Source organism: Teredinibacter turnerae T7901 (assembly GCF_000023025.1).
GTDB classification, from domain to species: Bacteria; Pseudomonadota; Gammaproteobacteria; order Pseudomonadales; family Cellvibrionaceae; genus Teredinibacter; species Teredinibacter turnerae_B.
In genome coordinates this window covers 3,938,636-3,964,579 of record NC_012997.1, presented here as the reverse complement: position 1 = coordinate 3,964,579, position 25,944 = coordinate 3,938,636, and the positions used below count along the sequence as shown (strand labels likewise).

Sequence of the window (25,944 nt, the reverse complement as noted above, 5' to 3'; positions counted from 1 at the left end):
ATATTCTTCTTGCTATCAGAGGGACATGCAGTTAACATTCTGCGCCCAAATCTCAAGAAGCCCCAGTACTGGGGCTTTTTTGTCTGGCGGGAAAAGATTTCCAACGCCGTTTTCTGGGACAGTTTCTGAAGGTGCCGCATTGCGGTGCGAAACATGCACTCGCATTGCTTTGGCGATTTCGGATCTAACTGATCAAGCGAAAGTATGACAAAAGTGAATGATTCTATGAGTACAGGTCTTTACCGTCTGGATGAGTTTAAGGATAACTGTGGTTTTGGGTTGATTGCCCACCTCAAAGGCAAACCCAGCCACAAGTTACTTCAAACCGGCATCGAAGCACTCACCTGCATGACCCACCGTGGTGGTATTGCGGCCGATGGCAAAACAGGTGATGGTTGCGGTCTGCTAATCCAAAAGCCCGACAGTTTTTTGCGTACCATTGCCCGAGAGGAGCTAAACCTCGAGTTGGGCAGTGATTACGGTATTGGCAGCATTATGCTGAACCGTGATGAAAAGTTAGCAGACGCGTCGCGCAAAGTTTTGGAAGAGGAGCTGGCCGCGCAAGGTTTAACAGAGATTGCGTGGCGCGAAGTGCCGACAAACTCCGATTGCCTTGGCCCCATTGCCTTAAAAACCTTGCCATCAATCTTTCACGTCTTTGTCAACGCTGACGGAGCAGACGCGCGCGAGCTTGGCGCCAAGTTGTTCGTTGCTCGCCGCAAAGCCGAAATACGTCTGGGGCAGGACAAATCATTCTATGTGTCGAGCCTGAGCAATAAGGTCCTTTCTTTTAAAGGGCTGATGATGCCGGTCGATCTACCTTCCTTTTATAGGGATTTGGCGGACGAGCATTTGGAGACCGCAATTTGCGTGTTCCACCAGCGTTTCTCCACCAATACCGCGCCTGAATGGCCGCTGGCCCAGCCGTTCCGCATGCTTGCCCACAACGGTGAAATTAACACCATTATGGGTAACCGCAACTGGTCTGTGGCGCGGACTAAAAAATTCCAGACGCCACTGCTGCCAAATGTTGAAGACATTGTGCCGCTGGTCAACCGTGTGGGTTCAGACTCCTCCAGCCTCGATAATATGCTTGAGTTGTTGCTGGTTGGCGGTATGGAACTGCACCGCGCAGCGCGGATGCTGGTTCCGCCCGCGTGGCAGAATGTAGACCACATGGACGCAGATCTGCGTGCATTTTACGAATATAACTCAATGCATATTGAGCCCTGGGATGGCCCGGCGGGCCTGGTGCTGACCGACGGCCGCTACGCCGTCTGTACGCTGGATCGCAACGGTTTACGCCCGTCCCGGTGGGTTATCACTAAAGACGATATCATTACGGTGGCCTCCGAAATCGGCGTTTACGATTATGCGCCGGAAGATGTGGTAACCAAAGGCCGCTTGGGGCCAGGTCAAATCCTGTCTGTCGACACCTTGACCGGTGAACTTCACGGCACCGAAGAAATCGATCAACTGCTGAAGAAGGGGCAACCCTACCAGCAGTGGATGAAAGCCAAGGCTTTCCGTATTGAAACAGGTCTGGATAAAGAGCTGCCGGAAAATCACTTTACCGATGCTCAGATTACCGCAGCGATGAAGCTGTACCAGGCGAGTTTCGAAGAGTGTGATCAGGTTGTACGCCCGCTGGCGGAATCTGGCCAGGAAGCGGTTGGTTCGATGGGGGACGACACCCCGATGGCCGTGCTTTCGCTAAAAAATCGCTCGCTCTACGATTATTTCCGTCAGCAGTTTGCGCAGGTCACCAACCCGCCAATCGATCCCCTGCGGGAAGCGATTGTGATGTCGCTGGAAACCTGTATTGGACGTGAGTTGTCGGTTTTTGACGAAACCGAGGATCATGCCAACCGAGTGATCCTGACTAGCCCGGTGTTGTCACCGACCAAGTTCCGCGCGCTTATGACGCTGGATCGCCCCGGCTATGAAGTCGCGCAAATCGATTTGCACTACGACCCGGCAACCATCGGTCTGAAGCAGGCCATCGAGCTGATGCTGGAGAACGTGATTGCCCAGGTTAAAGCGGGCAAAACCCTGGTGGTACTGTCGGATCGCAAGTTTGTTGAAGGCAAGCTGCCTATCCACGCGCTCTTGGCGACCGGTGCTGTGCACCATCGTTTAACGCGCGAAGGCCTCCGCTGCGACGCCAATATTATTGTGGATACCGGTACCGCGCGTGACCCACACCAGGTCGCGTCCTTGATCGGATACGGTGCCACCGCGGTGTTCCCTTACCTGAGTTACTACATCATCGAGCGACTGATCAAGTCTGGCGAGTTGTTGCGTGACTATGCCGACGCGGCCACTAACTATCGCAAAGGCTTGGACAAAGGGTTGCTTAAAATCCTTTCTAAAATGGGAATTTCTACCGTCGCCTCTTATCGTGGTGCGCAATTGTTTGAAGCGATTGGCCTGTCTGAAGATGTGGTGGATATCTGCTTTAGCGGTACCGCCAGTCGTTTGAAAGGTGCTGAATTTAGCGACCTTGAGGCGGACCAAAAAGAACTGGCAAAAGTTGCCTGGAAAGCGCGCAAGCCAATCGCCCCTGGCGGTCTGCTCAAGTACGTGCACGGGCAGGAGTACCACGCGTTCAACCCGGACGTGGTTAAAACGCTGCAAACGGCGGTTCAGTCGGGCGATTACGCCACCTGGCGGGATTACGCCGAGCTGGTGAACAAGCGCCCTGTGGCGACACTGCGCGATATGCTGCAGTTGAAAGTGGGCCAGTCGATTCCGCTGGAGGAAGTCGAGCCTGTTGAAAGTATTGTTCGCCGTTTCGATTCCGCGGCTATGTCCCTCGGGGCGCTCAGTCCTGAAGCGCACGAAGCGCTGGCGGAGGCGATGAACAGCCTGGGCGGCCGCTCCAACAGTGGTGAAGGCGGTGAAGATCCCGCCCGTTTCGGCACCAACAAAGTATCGAAAATCAAGCAGGTGGCTTCCGGCCGTTTCGGTGTGACCCCGCATTACCTGGTCAACGCGGAAGTATTGCAGATCAAGGTTGCGCAGGGGGCAAAACCTGGTGAGGGCGGTCAGCTACCCGGCGGTAAGGTCAATCAACTGATTGCGCGGCTGCGTTATTCGGTGCCTGGCGTGACTCTGATTTCTCCACCACCGCACCACGATATTTACTCGATTGAGGATTTGGCGCAGCTGATTTTCGACCTGAAACAGGTTAACCCCGATGCGCTGGTATCGGTGAAGCTGGTGTCTCGCCCTGGTGTTGGCACTATTGCCGCGGGTGTGGCCAAAGCTTATGCAGACTTGATCACGATCTCTGGCTACGACGGTGGTACCGCTGCCAGCCCGCTCACGTCGATTCGCTATGCCGGTTCGCCCTGGGAGCTCGGTCTTGCCGAAACCCACCAGACGCTGCGCGCCAACGATTTGCGCGGCAAAGTTCGCGTACAAACCGATGGCGGTTTGAAATCCGGCCTGGATGTTGTGAAAGCTGCGATCCTCGGTGCGGAAACCTTTGGTTTTGGTACTGCGCCTATGGTTGCGCTGGGCTGTAAATATCTGCGGATATGCCACCTGAACAACTGTGCGACCGGCGTTGCTACTCAGCAGGACCGGCTGCGGCAGGACCACTATATCGGCACTGTCGAAATGGCGAAAAACTTCTTCCTGTTTGTCGCGCGTGAAGCGCGGGAATGGATGGCTCAGATCGGTGTGCGCACTCTGGATGAATTAATCGGGCGCGTGGACCTGCTGGAAGCGATCGACGGGAACACTCAGAAGCAGCAGAAGCTGGATCTGTCGCCAATGTTATACACCGACGCCCTGCTGGACTCTAAGCCGCAGTTCTGTGTCGAGCCGCGCAACGCGCCTTTCGACAAAGGCGAGCTGGCTGAGCGTATGGTGGCTGAAGTGCTGCCAACGATCGATGCGAAGTCTGGCGGTGAATTTGCGTTTAATGTCACCAACTGTGACCGCTCTATCGGGGCGCGCATCAGTGGTGAAATTGCCAAGCGCCACGGCAATCTGGGTATGGCCGACAAGCCATTGGTGCTCAAATTGACCGGTGTGGCAGGCCAGAGCTTTGGTGTCTGGAATGCGGGTGGTTTGCACATGTATCTGGAAGGCGATGCCAACGACTATGTCGGCAAAGGCATGGCTGGCGGCAAGCTGGTGATACGTCCTCCAAAAGGCTCTGCATTTGCCAGCCAGAAAACCAGCATTATGGGTAACACCTGCTTGTATGGTGCTACCGGCGGTAAATTGTTTGCGGCCGGCCAGGCGGGCGAACGCTGCGGGGTGCGTAACTCCGGTGCGCACGTTGTGGTTGAAGGCGCAGGCGATCACTGTTGTGAGTATATGACTGGCGGTATTGTCACTGTGCTGGGCGAAACCGGGGTTAACTTTGGCGCGGGTATGACGGGTGGCTTTGCCTATGTGCTCGATGAAGCCAATACCTTTGTCGACAAGTACAACCACGAGCTGGTCGATATTACCCGCGTGAACACCGAGCTGCTGGAAGCGCATCGCGTACACCTGCGCGATGTTATTAAAGAATTTGTTGCGGAAACCGAGAGCGCCTGGGGCCAACACCTGCTGGATAATTTCGATGATTACATCGGCAAATTCTGGTTAGTGAAGCCTAAAGCGGCGAGCTTGGACAACCTTCTTAACAGTGTTAAGCAACGATCTGAATAAGTTTTCTCTTGCGATGATGGGTATCGCAGTTGATTTAAAGGGCTGAATTTTATGGCTGAAAGACTCAACAATAATTTCCAGTTTCTCGACGTGGGTCGTCAAGACCCGCAGAAGAAAGAAATCGACACCCGCAAGAAAGACTTTGTGGAAATTTATCAGCCCTTCACCGAACCTCAGGTGCAAGGGCAGGCACATCGTTGTTTGTCTTGCGGCAACCCCTATTGTGAATGGAAATGCCCGGTGCATAACTACATTCCCAATTGGTTGAAGCTGATTTCTGAAGGCAATGTTATTGAGGCGGTAGAGTTGTGCCATCAAACCAACTCGCTGCCGGAAGTGTGCGGACGCGTATGTCCGCAGGATCGTTTGTGTGAAGGCGCGTGTACCCTGAACGACGGGTTCGGTGCCGTCACCATTGGCAATACGGAGAAATACATCACGGATACCGCTTTCGCCCTGGGCTGGAAGCCGGATATGTCCAAAGTGGTTTGGACCAACAAGAAAGTTGCGGTAATCGGTGCTGGCCCGGCTGGGCTTGGCTGTGCCGATGTGCTGGTACGCAATGGTGTTAAGCCGACCGTGTTCGATATTCATCCGGAAATTGGTGGCTTGCTCACCTTCGGTATTCCTGAATTCAAGCTGGAAAAAGGCGTGATGCAGCGACGCCGTGAAATCTTCACTGAAATGGGCGTGGAATTCCGTCTTGGTGTTGAAGTAGGCAAAGATATTTCCATCGAGGAAATTCTAGAGTCCTACGACGCGGTGTTTATGGGGATGGGCACCTACAATTATATGAAGGGCGGCTTCCCTGGTGAGGAATTACCGGGGGTGTATGATGCGCTGCCGTTCCTGATTTCCAATGTAAATCGCAACCTTGGTTTCGAGAAAGATCCGGCTGATTTTATCAGTGTAAAAGGTAAGAAAGTGGTGGTGCTGGGAGGTGGCGACACGGCGATGGACTGTAACCGTACTTCCATTCGCCAGGGTGCAGACAGCGTAACCTGCGCCTATCGTCGCGATGAAGAAAATATGCCGGGCTCCCGACGGGAAGTTGCCAATGCTCGCGAGGAAGGTGTGCAGTTCCTGTTTAATCGCCAGCCTATCGCAATTGTCGGTGAAGATCGCGTTGAGGGTGTAAAAGTTGTAACAACACAGCTGGGTGAGCCGGATGAAAACGGTCGTCGTCGACCAGAGCCGGTCGCCGGGAGCGAAGAGGTTATCCCCGCGGATACGGTGTTGATTGCATTTGGTTTCCGCCCTAGTCCGGCGCCCTGGTTCCAAGAGCAAGGCGTGACCGTTAACAGTTGGGGTGGTGTGGTTGCTGAGGAGCATCAGGAATTTAAATTCCAGACATCTAACCCGAAAATTTTTGCCGGTGGTGATATGGTGCGTGGATCAGATCTCGTGGTAACGGCAATTTGGGAAGGCCGCCAGGCGGCGGAAGGTATTCTCGATTTCCTGAATGTCTAAACCCTGTAGATGTTGAACCCCGACGATTAAAGGTACAACCGGTAAACCAAGGGCCGTAATTAGAGTATGACTGAATTAAAAAACGACCGCTTTTTACGAGCCCTGCAGGGACAGCCTGTGGATGTAACGCCCGTTTGGATGATGCGTCAAGCGGGGCGCTACCTTCCCGAGTATCGGGCTACGCGCGCCCGGGCCGGTGATTTTATGGGGTTGTGTACCAATCCCCAATTGGCTTGTGAAGTGACATTGCAGCCTCTGCAGCGGTATCCGCTGGATGCGGCCATCTTGTTTTCCGATATTCTCACCGTGCCAGACGCTATGGGGCTCGGCTTGTACTTCGAGACCGGCGAAGGGCCGAAATTCCGCAACCCAGTGCGCACGGCGGCGCAGGTGGAAGCATTGCCTGTGGTCAACGCCGAAAACGAGCTGACCTACGTCCTCGATGCGGTGAAGACAATTCGCCACGAACTGAATGGCGCTGTGCCGCTTATAGGCTTTTCTGGAAGTCCGTGGACTTTGATGACCTATATGGTTGAAGGCGGTTCGAGCAAAGATTTTCGCCGCTCTAAAGCGATGCTCTACAGCGAACCTGAGGTTGCCCGTTTGCTGTTGGACAAACTGGTCGCGTCGGTCACAGACTACTTGAATGCGCAGATTCGGGCTGGTGCGCAGGCTGTGCAGATATTCGACTCCTGGGGCGGCGCTTTGGCTCATGACGCATACCTCGAGTTCTCTCTCAAGCCTATGCAACAGATCGTTAACGGGTTGATACGCGAACACCAGGGTCGCCAAGTGCCGGTTATCCTGTTCACTAAAGGTGGTGGGCAATGGCTCGAAGCGATGGCCGAGACGGGTGTGACGGCCTTGGGGCTGGATTGGACCACCGATATTGGCAATGCTCGTGAGCGTGTAGGCGGCAAGGTCGCGTTGCAGGGAAACATGGACCCCAGCGTTTTATATGCCTCAACCTCTGCAATTCGCGATGAAGTCGGCCGTATTCTGGCATCCTATGGTCACGGTAGCGGCCATGTTTTCAACCTGGGCCATGGGATTACACCCGAGGTCGATCCCGTGCATGCAGGAGCGTTCATTAACGCTGTTCACGAACTGTCCGCCGGATACCACCAGTAACGGCGTCTTTGGCGCGGTCCGGCGCATTGCCGACCGCAGCCGCCTCTCTATTTTTTTGTCTTTCGGTTACATTGATCCATTCGAGCACACCGATCTTCACCAATATCCTGGTTCTGGCGCACGTTGTCTGGCTCAGTGTGTGAATGCCCGTTTATCGATTGGGTATTCCGTTAGAGGCTCGCTCGTATATAATTTGTCCATTACAGGACTTTTTTAGATCCCCTAATTCTTAACGCGGATTAGCAAATTGCAAGGATGTTGGCAGTTTAGGCTTACCAAAGTCGATACGCTGGGATCGTTTCTCCTACCTCTCGAGGAAGCATACTTGGGTATCAAGCAAGTCAAAGTTGAAGTTAACGAGCTCACAGTTGGGATGTTTGTGTCTGGCCTTGATCGGCCATGGACGCAAACGCCGTTTCCTCTGCAGGGGTTCTATATCCGCGATCTGGACGAAATTAAAGAACTCAAAGTTCATTGCAATTTTGTTTACATCGACGTGGTTAAAGGCTCCGCTCCGGTAAAGACCGATCTGCGAAAATTGACCGGCGCAAGTGGTATGCGCAAACCGCAACGCGCTGCCCGCCAAACGCGGATGGTCGATGTCGCACCACTGAAAATACGCCGCGACGTGTACCGCGAAGTGCAGCCGCTGGAGAAGGAGATTGAGCCGGCCAGGGAGCTTCACCAACAGGTTTACAATGCGGTTGGTTCTGTGATGGAGCAGGTCAACCGCGATAATTACAGCGTACCCATTAATGAAACTAAGCGCGCAGCCAGCCAGATGGTGGACAGTGTACTGCGCAGTCCCGACGCTTTCACCTGGCTCAGCCGCGTGCGGGAGAAAGACCAATATACATACGCCCACGCCGTCCGTTCGGCGGTATGGGCGATTCTCTTCGGGCGTCATATTGGCTTACCCAAGTCTGATCTTGATGTACTGGCGTTTGGCGTATTATTAAAAGACATTGGTAAAACTCGTTTGCCACAGCATTTGCTGGAAAGCCAGAAGCGATCGGAGACGGAGCAGCAGGCCTACGAAAAGTTTATCGATTACGGGGTAGAGATTTTACGCAAGTTGCCAGACGTGCAGCCGCGCGTTACCTCGGTGGTAAAAACCCATTGCGAGCGAGTGAATGGCAGTGGTTTTCCTCAGCACTTGCGCGGCGATAAAATCCCATTACTCGGTAAAATCGCAGGTGTGGTTACTTTTTATGATGAGACAATCAACCCGCGTGGGCAGTCCAAGCCGGTGTCGCCATCGAAAGCCGTTGGTAAACTGTATGATCAACGGGGAATTGAATTCCAGGAAGAGTTGGTGGTGGAGTTTATTCGCGCTATCGGCCTATATCCCACCGGTACCCTGGTGGAGCTCTCGACAGGCGAAGTAGGCGTTGTTGTAGAGCAGAACTTCGAGCGCCGTCTCAAACCTATTGTGATGGTTGTGATGGACGCATATAAGCAGCCCTTGCGCGAGCCTCAGCGCTTAGACCTTGCGGTTGAAGAGCGAGAAACACAGGCAAAACTGGATTCGGGCAAGTACCTCGCTTCAGAAGTTCGCCGAGTAGATATATTGCAAGATCTGGAGCCGGGTGCTTACGACGTGGATATCACATCTATTCGCGATCAATATATTCAGGGCAAGCAGGGTAAGGGGTTGCTCGGGCTCTTTAAACGTAAAGGGTTAAAACTCCCAGGCTTTTCCTGATAAACAGTTATACCTTATGAAAAAGCCCCGATCGTCGGGGCTTTTTTTTGTCTCTTAGCTCTCGGTTGGGTTCTTCGGGGTAAGTTGTGCGAGGGGTTCGCCCAATCGCACGGGGGTGCCGCTGGAGAGTGATTCCCATTCAGTTACGCCGGGCGGGAGTACGAGAATGACGGTGGAACCCAGCTTAAAGCGACCCATTTCTTCCCCTTGATGTAATTCAACCGGAGCTTGCGGCCGGTAGTTAAAGTGGGTGGGTTGCTTGCCTCTTGGTGCGATCTCGCCTGCCCAAACGGTTTCGATCGACGCGACAATCATAGCTCCCACCAGTATCACCGCAACCGGTCCAAGGTGCGTCTCAAAAACCGAGACGACCCGTTCATTTCGCGCAAATAAATTGTCAACGCCCTCAACAGTGGTTGGATTTACCGAAAACAATGCACCGGGCACGTGAGTCATGGTTGTGAGAGTGCCGCCGATAGGCATGTGCACCCGATGATAATCCTTTGGTGAAAGGTACACAGTGCAAAACGAGCCGTTGTGAAACTGCTCTGCGAGTTCAGCGTTGCCGCCAAGCAAAGCCTTCAGGCTAAAGCTGCGCCCTTTAGCCTGAAAAATCGTTTGCCCGTCGATAGTGCCAAGCTGGCTGATAGCGCCGTCTGCCGGACAGAGCAGGCGGTTTGCATCCAGAGTCATAGGGCGTGCATCGGCGCGCAGCGGGCGGCAAAAAAATTCGTTAAAGCTGGCGTAACTCGAGAGGTCGGGATTCTCGGCTTCCGCCATATTGACCGCAAACTGTGCGGCAAATTTTTCGATAAAAAGGCGCTTAATCCATGTGATTTCGGTGTTCGCAAACCAGCCCACCAGGCGCGAAAGCAGGTGGTGTGGGGTGATGTATTGGAGCAGAATAAATAAGGTAGACTTCACAAACTTGCCTCTTCAACGGGGGTATCCGGATGATTGCCCCACTCAGACCAAGAGCCGTGGTAGCCCTTGATAGAAAAACCTAAAATTTTACCAACCAAGTAAGTGAACCCCGACCGGTGATGAGATTGACAGTGGGTGACTATCGATTGTCCTTTTCTTATGCCGAGTATTCCGAGGCGTTCTTCGGCATCGGTGAGAACGCGGAAGTGGTTATCCGGGTCCATCAGGCTGGTCCATTCACAGTTTATTGCACCTGGAATATGGCCACCTTTTTGAGCTAGAATTTTTTCGCCGCGATATTCTTCTGGTGAACGGGCATCCCAGATCACAAAACCTTGATTCCCCAGTTCACCGAGGATGTAAGGTATTTCTGCAATGGGCTGTTCGTGTATCTGCACATTGACATCTGTTGGCTGGGCTAGATTTTCCTGGGTTTCGACCGGCAGGCCTTCGCCGCGCCAGGCCAGGATACCGCCGTTTACGTAGGAGTATTGCTGGTGGCCAATAACATCCAGGGTCCAGATAAAACGGCCGGCCCAGCCACCGCCCTCATCGTCATACACAATGAAGTGCGTGTCAGGCGTTAACCCCAAATGGGAAAAAACGCGATTAAGCTGCTCATCGCCCGGTAGCTTTCCTGCCGCCGGGGGGTAACCGCAAATCAGTGCTTGGGCAGGTAAATGCACTGCGCCAGGTATATGGCCCGACTGGTAGGATTGTTCAGAACTCAAGTCCACAATACAAATTGGAGTGTCGGGTTGGGGGTTCTCGGCCAAAAACGCAGCGAGATCTTGCGGTTCAATCAGCAAAGGAAGTTCTGTGGTCGCCATCGGGGCTCCTTTTTAGTTTGGATGCTTAACCTGTACATCATCCAGTGTGGCAGCAATACGCAGGAAGCTCTCGTAGCGCTGGGGCTGTATTTCACCAGCGTCGACGGCTTCGCGGATAGCACAACCGGGGTCGTTGTTATGGCTGCAGTCGCTAAATTTACAGGAACCACCGTATTGACGCAGCTCCACAAAGCCATTCAGCAGTTGTGTTTTGTCGAAGTGCCACAGACCGAATTCGCGTATGCCCGGAGAATCTATGCAATTTCCGCCAGAGCTAAAGTGGTATAAGCGAGCGTAAGTCGTGGTGTGTTTACCTTTGCCGACCTGTTCGGAAAGATCGCCAATTTTGAGATCTTCTCCAGGCAACAGGTTTTGCAAGAGTGATGACTTACCGACGCCGGACTGGCCCACAAAAATACTGGTGCGGTTTGCCAGTTGCGCCTCGAGCGCTGCCATACCCATATCTGCTTTGGCCGACACATGTAATATTGGGTAGTGGAGCGAGGAATACAATTGGGCTATTTCAGTGAGCGTCTCATGCGAGGACGGGGCTATCAGGTCGGATTTGTTGACCAGCAACAGCGGTTGAACATCAAGATTTTCTGCTACTACCAGATAACGATCGATGAGATTGGGGTGGGCCTCAGGCTGCGGAGCGATAACAATGACCATTTGGTCGATGTTAGCTCCGATCGCTTTGAGTTTTCCGTAGCTGTCTGGGCGTTGTAAGCGGTTTTTTGCTGGCTCAACCGAAACAATAACAGCGCCTTCGTCTTCCAGTTGGAGCGCGACCCGGTCGCCGGTGACGAGATCTCCCAGGTTGCGTCGCAAATGACAACGGTACAATTCACCGGAGGCGGTTTCCACGTCGGCCTGTTTGCCATACCGGGAAATGACCAAACCCGGTAGCACATTCTCCAATTCTGTCGTCTGGCGCAGCGCTTTTTGCTGCTTGGCGATGCGCCGGCTTTGTTGCTGGGTCAGCTTGCGCTTAGCCATGGTAGCCTCGTGGAAGGCCGATTGTAAGGACGCTAATGGGATATACCCCGTTTATACTGATAAAATAATTTTTCTATTGTAATGGAAATGATTATGGGTAGCAGCGAAAACAACCTTATCTGGGTCGATTTGGAAATGACCGGCCTGGTTCCCGAGCGGGATTTTATAATTGAGATAGCCACCGTTGTCACTGACGAGCATCTGAATATTTTGGCGGAAGGGCCGGTGATGGCGATCCACCAGCCGGATGCTGTGCTCGACTTGATGGACGAGTGGTGTACCAATCAACATGGAAAATCCGGGCTGACGCAGCGTGTACGCGATAGCGACGTGACAACGGCGAACGCCGAAGTTGCGACGCTGGCGTTTTTGTGCGAATGGGTACCTGCGGGTAAGTCACCCATGTGCGGTAACTCAATCGGGCAGGACCGGCGTTTTCTGCAACGCTTTATGCCAAAACTGGCGGACTATTTTCACTATCGCAATCTGGATGTCAGTACCTTGAAAGAGCTGGTAAGCCGGTGGCGACCCGAGTTGAAGGATGGCTTCACAAAGCAGGGCACGCATCTGGCACTCGATGATATCCGCGAATCTATAGCGGAAATGAGCTATTACAGAGACCACTTTATACAGATGGGTTAGCCTCTGCTCGCGCGCGGCTCTTCTCTTAAGTGCTTAAACGGTTCGGCGGCGCATTGCCACTGTTGTTATCGCGGTGGCGCGAATGCTAAGGGGGGCAGCGTACCGCCGTTCGTTTTGTCTCGTCTTCATTGCGCAAATCGTGTCAGTACGATCTCCTGCGAGCCAATATCCGGTGTTTAGATTTCCCAAGTTTATGGTGAATATGTCCTTGAGCAGGTTGGCGCTTCGCCGCTAATCTACTGGGCAATGCTTCAGCCTGTCGTTTAAAAATCTGCAGTTTAAAAATCTGTCGTTTCCAAAAACGCAGTAAACCGGAGGGTTTCTCGCCGCAGACGGAACTTGCTACTGTCAGGGGTGGGGCCAAATCAGAGTGTTATCTCGAAGGAATGAATGCCATGCGATCTAATTTCCAGTCCCGCCTTCCGGGCTACACGGTCATTGAGACCGATGAGCCCTATCCCAGCTCCCTGACTGTCGCCAGGCACGCGAATCGCGATCGCCGCAACCGCTGTCAACCAGTGCCATTCAACCTCTCAACTTATCTCAATGATGAACAAACCCTGTCGCTCAGGCATTTGGAAAGTTTTGGCTGGCAATTGGCATTCGTCCGTCGGCAGCTTTTCCGGCGGCCAACCGTTGTCGTTTTGAACTGCAACGATAACCGCTATGGCGTATTGGACGAAAGCGGCTCCATTGATATGGATCGGCGTTTGTCGCTGCGACACTAACCTCGGAAATTTTATTGCGGCACGGCATATTGCGAGCCTGATCGGTATAATGGCGCTCCATGTTGTATTACAGGTGTTGCACCATTGCCCTCCGCATTCTTATCTAACGGAAAGTATTTGCTCGCGTTCGGCTTTTTAGCCGTATTTGTGGGTAATTTTGGCCAATCCTTCTTTGTCGGTGCATTTGGCGCACCCATTCAAGCTTCCCTCGGGTTAACAGCCTCCGGTTATGGGCTGATTTATTCGCTGGCAACATTGCTCGCCGGGACCAGTTTGATGGTGGCCGGCAGCTGGATAGATCGTATTTCGCTCGCTCGTTTCACCTTGTTCGTGTCGATTGGTTTGATCCTCGCTTGCGCCCTGTTCACCGTGGCGATGCACCCGGTAATGCTAGTGGCGGCACTCTATTTTTTGCGGCTTTGCGGTCAGGGGTTACTGCCTCACACCGGGGTGACGGTCATGGCGCGCTGCTTCGACAGTCATCGCGGCAAGGCAATCAGCGTTGCCGCTTCTGGGGTTCCGGTCGGAGAAATTGTTCTGCCACTGCTGGCTGCGCTATTGATTACCCAGTTCGGGTGGCAAATGACTTGGCTTTTTGTCGCCGGTTTTGTAATCGTCATATTCTTGCCGATTTATCCTTTTCTGCTGAGCCGCGCGGCGGCGGCCGGGTATCAGTTTAACCCAGCGCCAAGTAGCGTTGATCAAGGCAAAAGCAACGGTAGAGCCGGGGCAGCCCGGCGCGAGTTATTGACGGACCGACGCTTCTGGTTTGCTCTGCCAGCATTGGTGGCGGCGCCTTTCGTTGTGACGGGTATTTTTATCCACCAGAATTTCGTTATGGACCAGCGCGCATGGAGTAGTGATTTTTTTGCGATGGGGTTTGTGCTCTATGGCATCGTACACTGGGTTAGCTCGATTGTGGCTGGGATTGCCGTGGATCGATTTTCGGCCAGTCGCTTATTGCCGCTGTACAACTTGCCAATGTTTCTGGCGTTAGCTGCGGTTGCTTTTTTAACCGGCGACTATTTAGTTTTCGTCTTGCTGGGGCTTCTCGGTGTGTCTATCGGTAGTAGTGGCCCTGTCGGTGGCGCCCTCTGGGCGGAGACCTACGGAACCGCTCGCTTGGGAACCATACGCTCAATGGTCGCGTCATTTGGGGTCTGGTCCACATCGCTCTCGCCGTTTCTGTTTGGCCTATTGATCGACGCAGGGGTAACACTGACCGAGTTATCTGCAGCTCTGGCGGTGTATGTGCTGCTAGCTTGTATTCTGGCTTCGCGCTCCTATCGCGTATCTGCGACGGTGTTAACACGTTAATTGTTTGCTTCATCTGGTAAACTTGCCGCCCGTCGGCGGGTGAAGTTTGTCCAGTATCAAATTCTCCCTCCGCAGCACGACTAACATAGCGCATCTGGCCGGCACATTTTCGCACGCGAAGTCGCGTGCGCCTCTCCACCTGACCCTCTCGATGTCCGCCAGGATAATAAAGCTCGCGCAAGTCGTGCAGCTCCAACAATAAAAATAAATTTACTCTATCAATCAGTCTTACTACATGAGGACTTCTTATGCCTAAGACGTATATAAAACCTTTGATGTCTGCCGGGCGAAATCTGGCGATTGCCGCTCTGTGCATTGCCCCATTTGCTCAAGCAGACTGTGAATATCGTGTCGACAGTGCCTGGAACAGTGGCTTCACCGCCACAATAACGGTAACTAACGACACCGGAAGCAGTGTGAACAACTGGCTGGTGAGCTGGGAATACAGCGGCAATAATCGCGTGACCAACGGTTGGAACGCTAACTTCTCTGGCACCAATCCATACAGCGCCAGTAGCCTGAACTGGAATGGGAATCTCAGCCCTGGCGGCAGTGCCTCATTCGGCTTTCAAGGTCAGGGTAATCCCGCTGAGATAGTCACTGTGATGGGGGATCTTTGCGGTGGTGGATCGACCAGTTCCTCGTCCAGTAGCAGTTCGTCCAGTAGTTCTTCCTCAAGCAGTTCTTCGAGCAGCAGCTCCTCAAGCAGTTCATCCTCGAGCAGCTCTTCATCCAGCAATAGTTCATCGTCGAACAGCTCCACGACCTCGAGTTCCAGTTCATCCAGCAGTTCCAGCTCGTCAAGCTCCTCGTCGAGTAGCAGTTCATCTTCCAGCAGTTCCTCCAGTAGTTCCTCCAGCAGTAGCTCTTCTAGCAGTAGCTCTTCTAGCAGTAGCTCGGGGCTTCCAGTTGCCGGTGACTGGTTGCACGTGGAAGGCAACACCATTGTCGATAACCGCGGCCGCGCTGTATGGCTGACTGGGGCCAACTGGTTTGGGTTTAATGCCTCTGAGCGGGTGTTCCACGGTTTGTGGAGTGCGCATCACGAAACCTTTATGCAAGCGATTGCTGATCGCGGCATTAACATCATACGGGTACCTATCTCTACCGAGTTGCTGTACGAGTGGAAAAACGGCATCTTCAAGCCGGTTAATGTCAACACCTATGCGAACCCGGAACTGGAAGGGCTTAATTCGCTGCAGATTTTTGATCGTACTTTGCAGCTGGCCGATCAAATGGGTTTGAAAATTATGCTCGATGTACACAGCGCAAAAGCTGACAACAGTGGTCACGTCGCACCTCTGTGGTACAACGGTGATATCACCGAAGAGATATTCTACGAAACCTGGGAGTGGGTGGCTGCGCGTTATAAAAATAACGATACGCTTATTGCCTACGACCTTGAAAACGAGCCCCACGGTAAAGCGCACGCAGAGACTGCAGCGGCACGGTGGGATAATTCGAATCATCCGAACAACTGGAAGCGCGTTGCAGAGGAAGCTGCGAATCGGATTTTGGCGATTAACCCGAATGTGTTGATTCTGGTTGAAGGGGTGGAAGTGTACCCGCGAGACAGTGTGAACTGGGAATCTGATGATTCACACGATTACCATTTCACCTGGTGGGGGGGTAACTTGCGTGGCGTAAAAGACTACCCATTAAACGTGACGGGTAACCAGATTGTGTTCTCTCCTCATGACTACGGCCCCTCTGTGTGGGATCAGGATTGGTTCTACGATGGGTTTGATCGCAACACATTGTTGTCGGATGTGTGGTACGACAACTGGTTCTATCTGCACGACCAAAATATTGCCCCCTTGTTGATTGGTGAGTGGGGTGGCTTTATGGACGGTGGACGCAATGAACACTGGATGACGGAGCTGCGCGACTTTATGGTTGAGCACAAGGTGCATCATACCTTCTGGTGTATCAATCCTAACTCTGGTGATACGGGCGGTTTGATCGGTTACGACTGGGCCACCTGGGATGAAGCCAAATACAACCTGTTCGAGAAGTCGCTTTGGAAATTCGGCAGTCAGTATGTGGGGCTAGATCAGGATACTCCGCTGGGTAGCAATGGCCTCTCTGTTAATCAGTATTATCAGAATGGTGGGGTGGAGCCGCGCGGTAATTAGTTGTTAGAGTAATTTTTACTGCGAATAAAAAGCTGAGCGCACAGGCAAAGTATCGCTTGTGCGCTTTATTTTGCGCCGCCGCCGGCGAGGGTTTTGCTGGCGGTGGATTGCCCAGTCAATATGTTCCTCTACTAAAGGCGAGACGCCAACTTCCTTCTTTTTTTGTAGTGCGGCTATCACTTCCACTGACGGGTTTGCATTACCCAGTCCAACCGCCAGATTTCGCAACCATCGCTCGTAACCGATTCGACGAATTGCGGAACCTTCGGTATGTTTTAAAAACGTCCTCTCGTCCCATAAAAATAAATCGATCAGGCGGCTGTTTTGCAGTCCGTGCCTGGGGTGAAAATCCTTTTCACAAGTGGGCTTGGCGAATTTATTCCACGGGCAGATCGCTTGGCAATCGTCGCAACCGAACACCCGGTTGCCTATGGGTTCACGATACTCCTCGGGAATCGGCCCTTTATTTTCAATAGTGAGATAGGAAATACAACGGCGCGCATCCAGTTCATAGGGTTTTGGAAATGCATCAGTGGGGCAGATCTGAAGGCACGCCTGGCAGGTGCCGCACTGGTCTTTGTGCCGTTGGTTGTTTACCGGCAACGGCAGATTTGTGAATATCTCCCCCAAAAAAAACCAACTGCCAGCATGGGGATTCAGTAGCAAAGTGTGTTTGCCCACCCAACCAAGACCCGCCTTCTGCGCGAGCGGGCGTTCCATCACTGGCGCGCTGTCCACAAACGGGCGCTGCTCAATGCCAACCGCGTCGCAGTGCTGGCGAATGTTGTCGGCAATTTTTGCCAGGCGTTTGCGTATGAGCTTGTGGTAATCACGGCCCAGACTGTAGCGGGATATATATGCCTGATCAGCCGATTTGAGTACCTTGATCTGATCTGTGTCTGGCGGCAGGTAATCCATGCGCGCAGATATAACCCGCCGTGCACCGGGTACCAACTGATCAGGCTTGGTGCGCATTTCGCGATGCTCTGCCAGCCACTGCATACTGCCGTGGTACCCCTTATCCAGCCAGGATTCCAGCCGGGACTGCTCTGCATCGAGGTCGGTGTCGGTGATTGCGATTTGCTGAAAGCCCTGCTCCCGCCCCCAGAGTTGGATCAGTTCAGCAAGCGCGTTTAATTGCGTCTGATCGAGTGCGGTTACAGTTTTTTGATTTTGGGGGCTGATATAAGTCACGTATACTTTGGCCAGTTTTTGGGGAATCGGCAGATGGCAAAAAATAATTTACCTACTTCATTGTACACCGCCGCACAGGTGCGGCAGCTGGATAACCTGGCAATTGAGCAGGGGGGAATTCCCGGAATACAGTTGATGAAGCGCGCAGGGCGAGCGGCATTCGACTATCTGCTTGCGCGCTGGCCAGAATGCTCAAGTCTGATTGTGTTCTGTGGTGGCGGCAATAATGGTGGCGATGGTTACGTGATAGCAGCGTTGGCTGCCCAACGCCAGCTGAATGTCGTGGTGGTGGCAGTAACGGAGCCCGCATCACTGGTGGGTGACGCCATGCGTGCTTATCAGTATGCGCTACAGGAAGGTGTCGCCATAAAGCCGATTACGGAACTCGCCGCGCTCGAACCCGATGCCTCGACGGTGTTTGTGGACGCGTTGCTGGGTACTGGTATACACGGTGCTGTCCGTGAGCCTTTTAGTCAGGTGGTGGAATATATTAACCAGCAGGCGCAGCCAACTCTTGCTGTTGATGTGCCATCAGGTATCTGCAGCGATTCGGGGCGTGTATTGGGATGCGCGGTAAAAGCGGATGCAACTATCACGTTTATCGGTGTGAAACAGGGGTTGCTGACTGGCCGTGCCCCTGCATTTGTGGGCGAGCTTATTTTCGATGATTTGGCGACGGTAAATATTGAAAGCGATGATTATCAGTCGGCTCGCGCACTGCTTAAAGCGTCTGCGCTCAGGATCGACGGTGCCCAAATGCAGGGCCGTTTGAGGCAGCGCGAACAGGATGCGCACAAAGGTCTGTTCGGGCATGTGATGGTGATCGGCGGAGACAGCGGCTTTGGTGGCGCGGTTGCTATGGCGGCGGAGATGGCGGCTCGTTCCGGAGCCGGGCTCACCAGCGTCGCCACTCGGCCTGAACATGTCGGCCCTGTATTAACCCGCTTGCCGGAATTGATGGTATCGGGTGTTTCTTCCGGGCAATCGCTGGAACCGCTACTTGCGCGTCCGTCAGTCCTTGTGGTCGGGCCAGGTTTGGGGCGCAGCCCCTGGTCGGAACAGATGCTACAGCAGGCTGCAAAAAAAGATTTGCCTATGGTGGTCGATGCCGACGCACTGAATATTATTGCTGAAGGCCGGGTTCTGCCCTCGCCCTGGCGGGAAAACTGGATACTCACTCCTCACCCGGGCGAGGCCGCCCGCTTACTCGATACCGATATTGCAACGGTACAAGCCGATAGATTTAAAGCCGCGCGCAAATTACAGTTAAATTTTGGTGGTGTGGTTATTCTTAAGGGGGCGGGTACGGTGATTGCCGCAGACGATAGCGTTTATCTCGCGAATGTCGGCAATCCCGGGATGGCAACCGGAGGTATGGGCGATGTACTGGCTGGTCTGTTAGGTGGGTTGTTGGCGCAGGGCGTCGCGCCACTGGAGGCTGCAATGATTGCGGTATGCGCGCATGGAGATGCGGCAGATTTAGCGGTTGCCGACGCAGGTATGCGTGGCCTGTTAGCCACCGACCTCATTCCTTATATTCGGGAATTACTCAATTGAGTCAGTCAACTACCAGCCAGTCAACAATCAGCCTGTTAACAACGGCAGTCTATCTCGCCGATGAAGCTGCGACTGTTGCCGCGGGTCGGGCGTTGGGTGAGTGTCTAACCCCAGGAGTGGTGGTCTACCTGGATGGTGTACTGGGCGCAGGTAAAACGACTTTCTGCCGTGGTGTGTTGTCTGCGTTTGGTCATTCAGGTGCGGTTAAGAGCCCAACTTATACCCTTGTGGAACCTTATGCTTTTTCTGCGGCCAATATTTATCATTTCGATCTCTACCGGCTGGCGGATCCGGAAGAGCTGGAGTACCTCGGTATCCGGGATTATTTTTCCAGCGACGCGATCTCGCTGATAGAGTGGCCGGTGCGGGGCGAGGGTTTTTTGCCATCAGCTGACTTTATCGCTAAGGTATTACCAGAGGGTCATGGCCGCCGATTGGAACTAATTGCGCTGAGCAAAAAAGGCATGAGTGTTGTGCAGACCTTTACAGATAAAACGGGTTAACGAGGAGAGGGTAGTGGGAAATTCCCGTAAAAACAGGTTGTACGGCAGTGTTGTTGCCTTGTGCCTGCTTTTTCTGGTTGCTGCCTTTTCATCGCAACTTAGCTACGCCGCAGACGTTAATAGTGTTCGCCTGTGGCGAGCACCAGACCACACGCGCTTGGTTTTCGATCTTAGTGGGCCGGTGGAACACAAAATTTTCCCATTGAAATCACCCGCCCGCCTTGTTATCGATATAGCGGATTCTGCCATTAAGTCTGCACCGACGGATCTCGAATTTAGCGAAACGCCTATTTCCAAGCTGCGCTATGGTCGTCGCAACGATAAAGATTTACGTGTAGTGCTGGATCTCACCGACGACATCAAACCACGTAGTTTTGTGCTGGCGAAGCACGGAGATAAACACGATCGTCTGGTGATCGACCTGTACGACAAAGAAAACGAAACCGTGAAAACGGTGAATGAAGTAACCGACATTGGCCAGGGGCGTCGGGATATTATTGTCGCTATTGACGCCGGGCATGGCGGCGAAGATCCCGGTGCGCTGGGGCCGAAAAAGATTCGCGAAAAAGACATCGTCTATAAAATCAGTCAGCAACTGCAAAAGATGGTGGACGCAGAACCTGGCTACAAGGCGCATATGGTGCGCAGCGGCGATTACTATATTCCGCTGCGAAAACGCCGCAACACCGCACGTGAGGTGCGCGCAGATATTTTTATTTCCATTCATGCGGACGCGTTTAAAAATCCCCAGGCTAGCGGCGCGTCCGTGTTTGCGTTGTCCCGCCGTGGTGCTACGTCTGAAACCGCCCGCTTTCTAGCGTCAAAAGAAAATGAGGCCGACCTAATTGGTGGTGTTGGTGGTGTCAGCCTCGGCGATGTGGATGAGATGCTCGCTGGCGTGCTGGTGGACTTATCCATGACAGCGTCTTTGGCGCACAGCCTGGATGTGGGCGCAAGAGTGCTCGGCGAGATTGGCAAAATCACCAAATTGCACAAACATCAGGTGGAGCAGGCAGGGTTTGCGGTATTGAAATCCCCGGATGTGCCCTCAATTCTTGTCGAGACTGGCTTTATTTCCAACCCTGAAGAGGCGCGCAAGCTTAATACTTTTGGGCACCGGAAAAAGCTGGCGGAAGCGATTTTGAGTGGCGTTAAAGCGTATTTTCAGGATACGCCTCCGGCGGGCAGCCTTGTCGCCTGGAAAAAATACGTCTCGGGTGAGGTGAGCCACACAATCGCCAAGGGCGATACCTTAACCGGTATTGCAAACCATTATCGTGTCTCTGTTAATGATATTAAAGCGGCCAACGGTTTGACCAACACGCAAATTAAGATCGGCCAAATTCTCAAAATTCCTGCATCCTAATGAATAAAATATTTACCTTGAGCCCGCGGCTAGCCAACCAGATAGCTGCGGGTGAGGTCGTTGAGCGACCGGCGTCGGTTATTAAAGAGTTGGTTGAAAACAGCCTGGATGCTGGCGCTACCCAGCTTGATGTGGAAGTTGAACAGGGCGGCGTGAAGTTAATTCGCGTGCGCGATAATGGCCATGGCATCAGCAAGGAAGACCTGCCGTTGGCGTTGAGCCGTCACGCAACCAGTAAAATTATTAACCTGGACGATCTCGAGGCCGTTGTCACTCTTGGTTTTCGCGGTGAGGCCTTGGCAAGTATCTCCTCTGTCGCGCGCTTGCGTTTGACTAGTAATACCGGCGAAGAGGAATCTGGCTGGTGTGTGGAAGCCGAAGGGCGCGATATGGAAGCCCGTTTGGCGCCCGCAGGTCATCCGCAGGGCACTTCGGTTGAGGTGCGTGATCTATTTTTTAATACACCCGCCCGACGAAAATTTTTGCGTACTGAGCGCACCGAATACGGCCGCGTAGAAGACGTGCTGAAGCGGTTGGCTTTGTCTCGGTTTGCCCAAGGCTTCAGCTTGAAAAATAATGGGCGAGTGGTGCACAGCTGGCGCCCGGCCACAACGCAGCCAGAACAGGAGCGTCGGGTAGCACAAATATGTGGCCCTGCGTTTATGGAAAACGCTGTTCATGTGGATATTGATCGTGCCGGTTTACGGTTGTGGGGGTGGGTGGCACTGCCGACTTTTTCTCGCAGCCAGGCAGATTTGCAACACTTCTACGTCAATGGCCGCGCGATCAGAGATAAGCTGGTGAGCCACGCGATTCGGCAGGCCTACCAGGATGTGCTTTATCACGGTCGCCATCCGGCATTTGTACTTTATCTTGAGTTGGACCCTGGCAACGTGGATGTGAACGTCCACCCGACAAAACACGAAGTGCGGTTTCGCGATAGCCGTTTGGTACACGACTTTTTATTCCGCAGTTTACATAAAGCGCTCGCAGACGTTCGTCCGGGCAATGAGCCGAGTGCGCAAGAGGACATCGGAGCGGAAGCCGATACGGCGTCGGAGCTTTCAGCCCAACAATACTCGCCCACGGAGCAGCCCGGATTATCGTTTTCAGCCCAGCGGTCAGAGCCCTCTGCGGTCGCAGAGCGCGCCCCGAGCTGGAGCCCGACATATACAAGCGCGGGTTCAGCAACTAGCAAACGACCTTCGATGGGTTCACCGGCATCTGTAATGCCACCCGCATCCGATAATGAAACTGTGCCGCCATTGGGGTATGCGGTCGCTCAGCTCAAAGGTATTTATATTCTGGCGGAAAACGCCGACGGCATGGTCGTGGTGGACATGCACGCGGCTCACGAAAGAATTACCTACGAGCGCATGAAAGAGCAGCAGCAGGCGCAAAAAATACAATCGCAACCGCTGTTGGTGCCGCAAGCCATGGCTGTCAGCGAAAAGGAAGCGGATTATGCCGATGAATTCGCCGATATTTTTGTGAATCTTGGTTTTGAATTGGAACGCGCCGGGCCCGAGTCGCTGTTAATTCGCCAACTACCGGTGATCCTTAACCGGGCAAATGTTGAGCAATTGGTGCGGGATGTCCTCTCGGATCTGATTGAGTATGGTTCGAGCCAGCGCATCCAGCAGAATATTAACGAAATCCTGGGGACTATGGCGTGTCACGGTTCTGTGCGCGCGAACCGACGTTTGAATATTGCGGAGATGAATGCGTTATTGCGTGATATGGAAGCCACCGAACGCAGCGGCCAGTGCAATCACGGTCGTCCAACCTGGACCCAGATGTCCCTTGCTGAACTGGACAAGCTTTTTATGCGAGGCCAGTGACTGTGGTTGATAGGCAAACTAAACCGCTCGCCATCGCACTTATGGGCCCGACAGCTGCCGGCAAGACTGATCTTGCCATGGCGCTTCACCACCACCTTAATGCAGAAATTATCAGCGTGGACTCGGCGCTTGTGTACCGTGGCTTAAATATTGGCGCCGCCAAACCCAGTGCGGCTGAATTGGCTGCGGTACCGCATCGACTCATTGATATACGCGACCCCGCTGAGCCTTATTCAGCGGCCGATTTTTGTAAGGACGCGACGCACGAAATAACGAATATTGTGGCTGCGGGCAGAACGCCGCTGCTGGTTGGCGGTACCATGCTTTATTTTAAGGCATTACTCGAGGGGCTCTCTGACATGCCGGCGTCGCAACCGGCGGTTCGCGCCCAAATAGAGCAAGAGGCGTTGGCGATTGGCTGGCCGGGCATGCACCAACACCTAATGGATATTGACCCCGAAACCGCTCGCGAGCTGCATCCTAACCACTCTCACCGGATCAGTCGGGCGCTGGAGGTCTATCGCATTTCGGGAAAAACCATGAGTCATTTTCGCGCCAATTCTGGCTCGGGATTGTTGGATAGCTACCAATGGGTACAGTTAGCGGTAGCGCCTAGAGATAGAGCGGTTTTACATCAGCGAATTGCAACCCGATTCGAAAATATGCTGGACGCGGGGTTGCTCGGCGAAGTTGAAGCGCTGTATCGGCGCGGTGACCTGCACCCGGATCTGCCGGCAATCCGCGCTGTTGGATACCGTCAGGTCTGGGAGTATTTGAGTGGCGAGATCGACCGGAGTGAAATGGTCGCGCGCGGCGTGGCAGCAACCCGGCAGCTGGCAAAGCGGCAATTGACATGGCTGCGAGGTTGGCCGGATCTTTGCTGGATTGACACTCAAAATGCCTCAGGTGATTTATTAGAGGTCGATGAAATTGTGAATAAAGCCTTGAGTTTTTTACCCCAAAGGCCCATATAATGGTGTACAGTTTGAGTAAATATGCGCGGGTTCCAGGACGCATAGTGTTTGCACAAATCTGGTTCGCTCTGGATTGAGCCAGTGACAAACACGTACCACCGACTATTATTCAATTTATACGCTTAGAGACTAAAGTGCGCTTACGCTAACTTGAACGAAGATTTTATCGATGTTCGACAGGGTTTAGTGGAACGAAGGTTAGTGCTTACTTATTATAATTCCTATCCTTATAAGGAGAACTGACATGTCAAAAGGGCATAGCTTACAAGACCCTTATTTAAATGTATTACGTAAAGAAAGAATCCCAGTTTCCATCTATTTGGTCAACGGCATCAAGCTCCAAGGACAAGTGGAGTCGTTCGATCAGTTTGTTGTTTTACTGAAAAATACCGTGAGCCAAATGGTTTACAAGCACGCGATTTCTACAGTCGTGCCTTCTCGTCCCGTACGTGTGCCTATGCTGAATCCCGAAAGCACTGGCAATGACGATATGGAAAGCGGCGCTTAAGTTACGTTGTTGCATGGCTAGTAGATATCCCTTGTTCTACAACGGAGAGCTATTTGTTTTTTGATAGACCTGATTCCGGTGAGCTGGCAGTGCTGGTTCACTTGGAAATACCCCAAAGCGCAGAGTCAGACGATCCACGTGAGTTCGAAGAACTGGTGTTATCCGCCGGTGGCGACCCAGTCGAATTACTGTCCGGACAAAGATCCGCCCCCCACCCCAAATACTTTATCGGAACTGGCAAGCTTGAAGAATTGCAGGCTCTGGTGCAGCAGCATCAGGCGGAGCTTGTTATCTTCAATCACGAGCTGTCACCGAGTCAGGAGCGCAATCTCGAAAAAGCACTGGAATGTCGCGTGTTAGACCGTACAGGCCTGATTCTCGATATTTTTGCCCAGCGTGCTCGCACTCACGAAGGTAAGTTACAGGTGGAACTTGCCCAGCTTGAACACATGTCCACACGCTTAATTCGTGGGTGGACACACTTGGAGCGACAGAAAGGCGGGATTGGCTTACGCGGTCCCGGTGAGACCCAGTTGGAAACTGACCGTCGATTACTGCGTGCGCGGATTAAAACAATCGGCAAACGTCTGGAGAAAGTCCGCAAGCAGCGTGAGCAGGGCCGCAGGGCGCGCAACCGCGCGGACATTCCTACCGTGTCACTGGTGGGTTACACCAACGCCGGCAAATCGACCCTGTTTAACGCAATCACTGATGCGGGAGTCTTTGCGCAGGATCAGCTGTTTGCTACGTTGGACCCCACGATGCGGCGTATAGGCTTGCCCGACGTCGGGCCTGCCGTACTGGCAGATACAGTGGGATTTATCAGTAATCTGCCACACCGTTTGGTTGAGTCGTTTCGCGCAACTCTTGAAGAAGCGTCCAGCTCAGATCTGCTGTTGCACGTAATTGATGCCGCGGATGACGAAAGGCAGCGAAATATTGAGCAGGTTAACCTTGTGCTGGAAGAAATTGACGCACATGAACTTCCTTGTTTAATGGTGTACAACAAAATTGATCTGCTGAGTGACATGGCGCCGCGCATAGATCGTGATGACCAGGGACGCCCGGTCGCGGTCTGGCTCTCCGCAAAGAACGCTGCAGATAACCCCGTGAACATCTCGCTCCTGTTTCAGGCGCTCGCCGAATTGCTCGCTGAGGATATTTTTCAGCAGTCGGTCTACTTAGGCGCGGCTATGGGGAGTTTGCGGGCTCGACTCTATCGTCACAATGCGGTGCTGAATGAAAGCTATACTCCGGATGGGATCTGTGAGCTGGAGATTCGAATACCAGAGGCCGATCTCAAACGCATGCTGTCGGCAGAAAATATCGCGTTGGACGACCTGCTTAAACAGCCTGAGCAAACCGACTACCAACAACTAGCCGTATAAAATAGCAGCGAGTTCTCAGGGGGGAGTATTGAAATACGCCTCCCCACCTCAATATCGAGCA

Annotated in this window: 19 protein-coding genes; 15 read left to right on the top strand and 4 right to left on the bottom strand. The window is 53.1% G+C overall.

Going from position 1 to position 25,944, the window contains the following annotated elements; all coding sequences use genetic code 11:
* Positions 1-225 precede the first annotated feature (225 nt).
* The 4 genes from gltB (at position 226) to TERTU_RS15835 (ending at position 8,977) form a co-directional block, all read left to right on the top strand.
* The gene (gene gltB / locus TERTU_RS15850; protein ID WP_015820346.1) at positions 226-4,671 is read left to right on the top strand and encodes a glutamate synthase large subunit; all 4,446 of its coding nucleotides are present in this window, start codon (positions 226-228) and stop codon (positions 4,669-4,671) included.
* A 51-nt stretch (positions 4,672-4,722) separates the two neighbouring features.
* Positions 4,723-6,141 (top strand): FAD-dependent oxidoreductase, encoded by a 1,419-nt coding sequence (locus TERTU_RS15845; RefSeq protein WP_015817324.1) that lies wholly within the window; start codon positions 4,723-4,725, stop codon positions 6,139-6,141.
* A 66-nt stretch (positions 6,142-6,207) separates the two neighbouring features.
* Positions 6,208-7,272, top strand: a complete 1,065-nt coding sequence (hemE, locus tag TERTU_RS15840; protein ID WP_015819808.1) for a uroporphyrinogen decarboxylase — start codon at positions 6,208-6,210, stop codon at positions 7,270-7,272.
* A 325-nt stretch (positions 7,273-7,597) separates the two neighbouring features.
* Positions 7,598-8,977 (top strand): HD-GYP domain-containing protein, encoded by a 1,380-nt coding sequence (locus TERTU_RS15835; protein WP_015817528.1) that lies wholly within the window; start codon positions 7,598-7,600, stop codon positions 8,975-8,977.
* 54 nt (positions 8,978-9,031) lie between these two features.
* On the opposite strand, the gene asd is transcribed toward TERTU_RS15835, so the two are convergent.
* The 3 genes from asd to rsgA are packed head-to-tail and all read right to left on the bottom strand — an operon-like array spanning position 9,032 to position 11,730.
* Positions 9,032-9,901 carry an archaetidylserine decarboxylase gene (asd, locus tag TERTU_RS15830; protein ID WP_012779331.1) on the bottom strand — a complete coding sequence of 290 codons (870 nt, stop codon included), beginning with the start codon at positions 9,899-9,901 and terminating at the stop codon, positions 9,032-9,034.
* Positions 9,898-10,731: a sulfurtransferase gene (locus TERTU_RS15825; protein WP_015820726.1), complete on the bottom strand. Its 834-nt coding sequence runs from the start codon at positions 10,729-10,731 to the stop codon at positions 9,898-9,900. Before TERTU_RS15825 ends, asd begins: the two co-directional genes overlap by 4 nt.
* Positions 10,732-10,743: 12 nt before the next feature.
* Complete coding sequence (gene rsgA / locus TERTU_RS15820; protein WP_015820043.1) at positions 10,744-11,730, bottom strand: small ribosomal subunit biogenesis GTPase RsgA; 987 nt, start codon at positions 11,728-11,730, stop codon at positions 10,744-10,746.
* 93 nt (positions 11,731-11,823) lie between these two features.
* Here rsgA and orn point away from each other — a divergent pair, with 93 nt between their 5' ends.
* From orn to TERTU_RS22050, 4 genes are all read left to right on the top strand, one after another.
* Positions 11,824-12,372 (top strand): oligoribonuclease, encoded by a 549-nt coding sequence (gene orn, locus TERTU_RS15815; protein WP_015819820.1) that lies wholly within the window; start codon positions 11,824-11,826, stop codon positions 12,370-12,372.
* A 395-nt stretch (positions 12,373-12,767) separates the two neighbouring features.
* The gene (locus TERTU_RS15810; protein WP_015819949.1) at positions 12,768-13,100 is read left to right on the top strand and encodes a hypothetical protein; all 333 of its coding nucleotides are present in this window, start codon (positions 12,768-12,770) and stop codon (positions 13,098-13,100) included.
* Positions 13,101-13,217: 117 nt separating this feature from the next.
* A complete protein-coding gene (locus TERTU_RS15805; RefSeq protein ID WP_041590277.1) occupies positions 13,218-14,417 on the top strand; it encodes an MFS transporter in 1,200 nt (399 codons plus the stop codon).
* Between the two features lie 248 nt (positions 14,418-14,665).
* Entirely contained in the window at positions 14,666-16,552 is a 1,887-nt protein-coding gene (locus tag TERTU_RS22050) for a cellulase family glycosylhydrolase (protein WP_015817129.1), read from the top strand.
* Between the two features lie 15 nt (positions 16,553-16,567).
* On the opposite strand, the gene queG is transcribed toward TERTU_RS22050, so the two are convergent.
* A complete protein-coding gene (gene queG / locus TERTU_RS15790; RefSeq protein WP_015820916.1) occupies positions 16,568-17,746 on the bottom strand; it encodes a tRNA epoxyqueuosine(34) reductase QueG in 1,179 nt (392 codons plus the stop codon).
* Between the two features lie 33 nt (positions 17,747-17,779).
* Between queG and TERTU_RS15785 the strand changes: the two genes are divergently transcribed.
* The 7 genes from TERTU_RS15785 (at position 17,780) to hflX (ending at position 25,883) form a co-directional block, all read left to right on the top strand.
* The gene (locus TERTU_RS15785; RefSeq protein ID WP_015818921.1) at positions 17,780-19,303 is read left to right on the top strand and encodes an NAD(P)H-hydrate dehydratase; all 1,524 of its coding nucleotides are present in this window, start codon (positions 17,780-17,782) and stop codon (positions 19,301-19,303) included.
* A complete protein-coding gene (tsaE, locus tag TERTU_RS15780) occupies positions 19,300-19,806 on the top strand; it encodes a tRNA (adenosine(37)-N6)-threonylcarbamoyltransferase complex ATPase subunit type 1 TsaE (RefSeq protein WP_015817650.1) in 507 nt (168 codons plus the stop codon). The genes TERTU_RS15785 and tsaE overlap by 4 nt, the downstream gene beginning before the upstream one ends.
* 13 nt (positions 19,807-19,819) lie before the next feature.
* Positions 19,820-21,172 carry an N-acetylmuramoyl-L-alanine amidase gene (locus TERTU_RS15775; RefSeq protein WP_015820281.1) on the top strand — a complete coding sequence of 451 codons (1,353 nt, stop codon included), beginning with the start codon at positions 19,820-19,822 and terminating at the stop codon, positions 21,170-21,172.
* Positions 21,172-23,013 carry a DNA mismatch repair endonuclease MutL gene (mutL, locus tag TERTU_RS15770; protein ID WP_015818124.1) on the top strand — a complete coding sequence of 614 codons (1,842 nt, stop codon included), beginning with the start codon at positions 21,172-21,174 and terminating at the stop codon, positions 23,011-23,013. Before TERTU_RS15775 ends, mutL begins: the two co-directional genes overlap by 1 nt.
* Positions 23,010-23,987: a tRNA (adenosine(37)-N6)-dimethylallyltransferase MiaA gene (gene miaA / locus TERTU_RS15765; RefSeq protein WP_018014300.1), complete on the top strand. Its 978-nt coding sequence runs from the start codon at positions 23,010-23,012 to the stop codon at positions 23,985-23,987. Before mutL ends, miaA begins: the two co-directional genes overlap by 4 nt.
* Positions 23,988-24,231: 244 nt before the next feature.
* Positions 24,232-24,495, top strand: a complete 264-nt coding sequence (gene hfq, locus TERTU_RS15760; protein WP_015819611.1) for an RNA chaperone Hfq — start codon at positions 24,232-24,234, stop codon at positions 24,493-24,495.
* Between the two features lie 53 nt (positions 24,496-24,548).
* A complete protein-coding gene (hflX, locus tag TERTU_RS15755) occupies positions 24,549-25,883 on the top strand; it encodes a ribosome rescue GTPase HflX (protein ID WP_015820229.1) in 1,335 nt (444 codons plus the stop codon).
* The last annotated feature ends 61 nt before the right edge of the window (positions 25,884-25,944 follow it).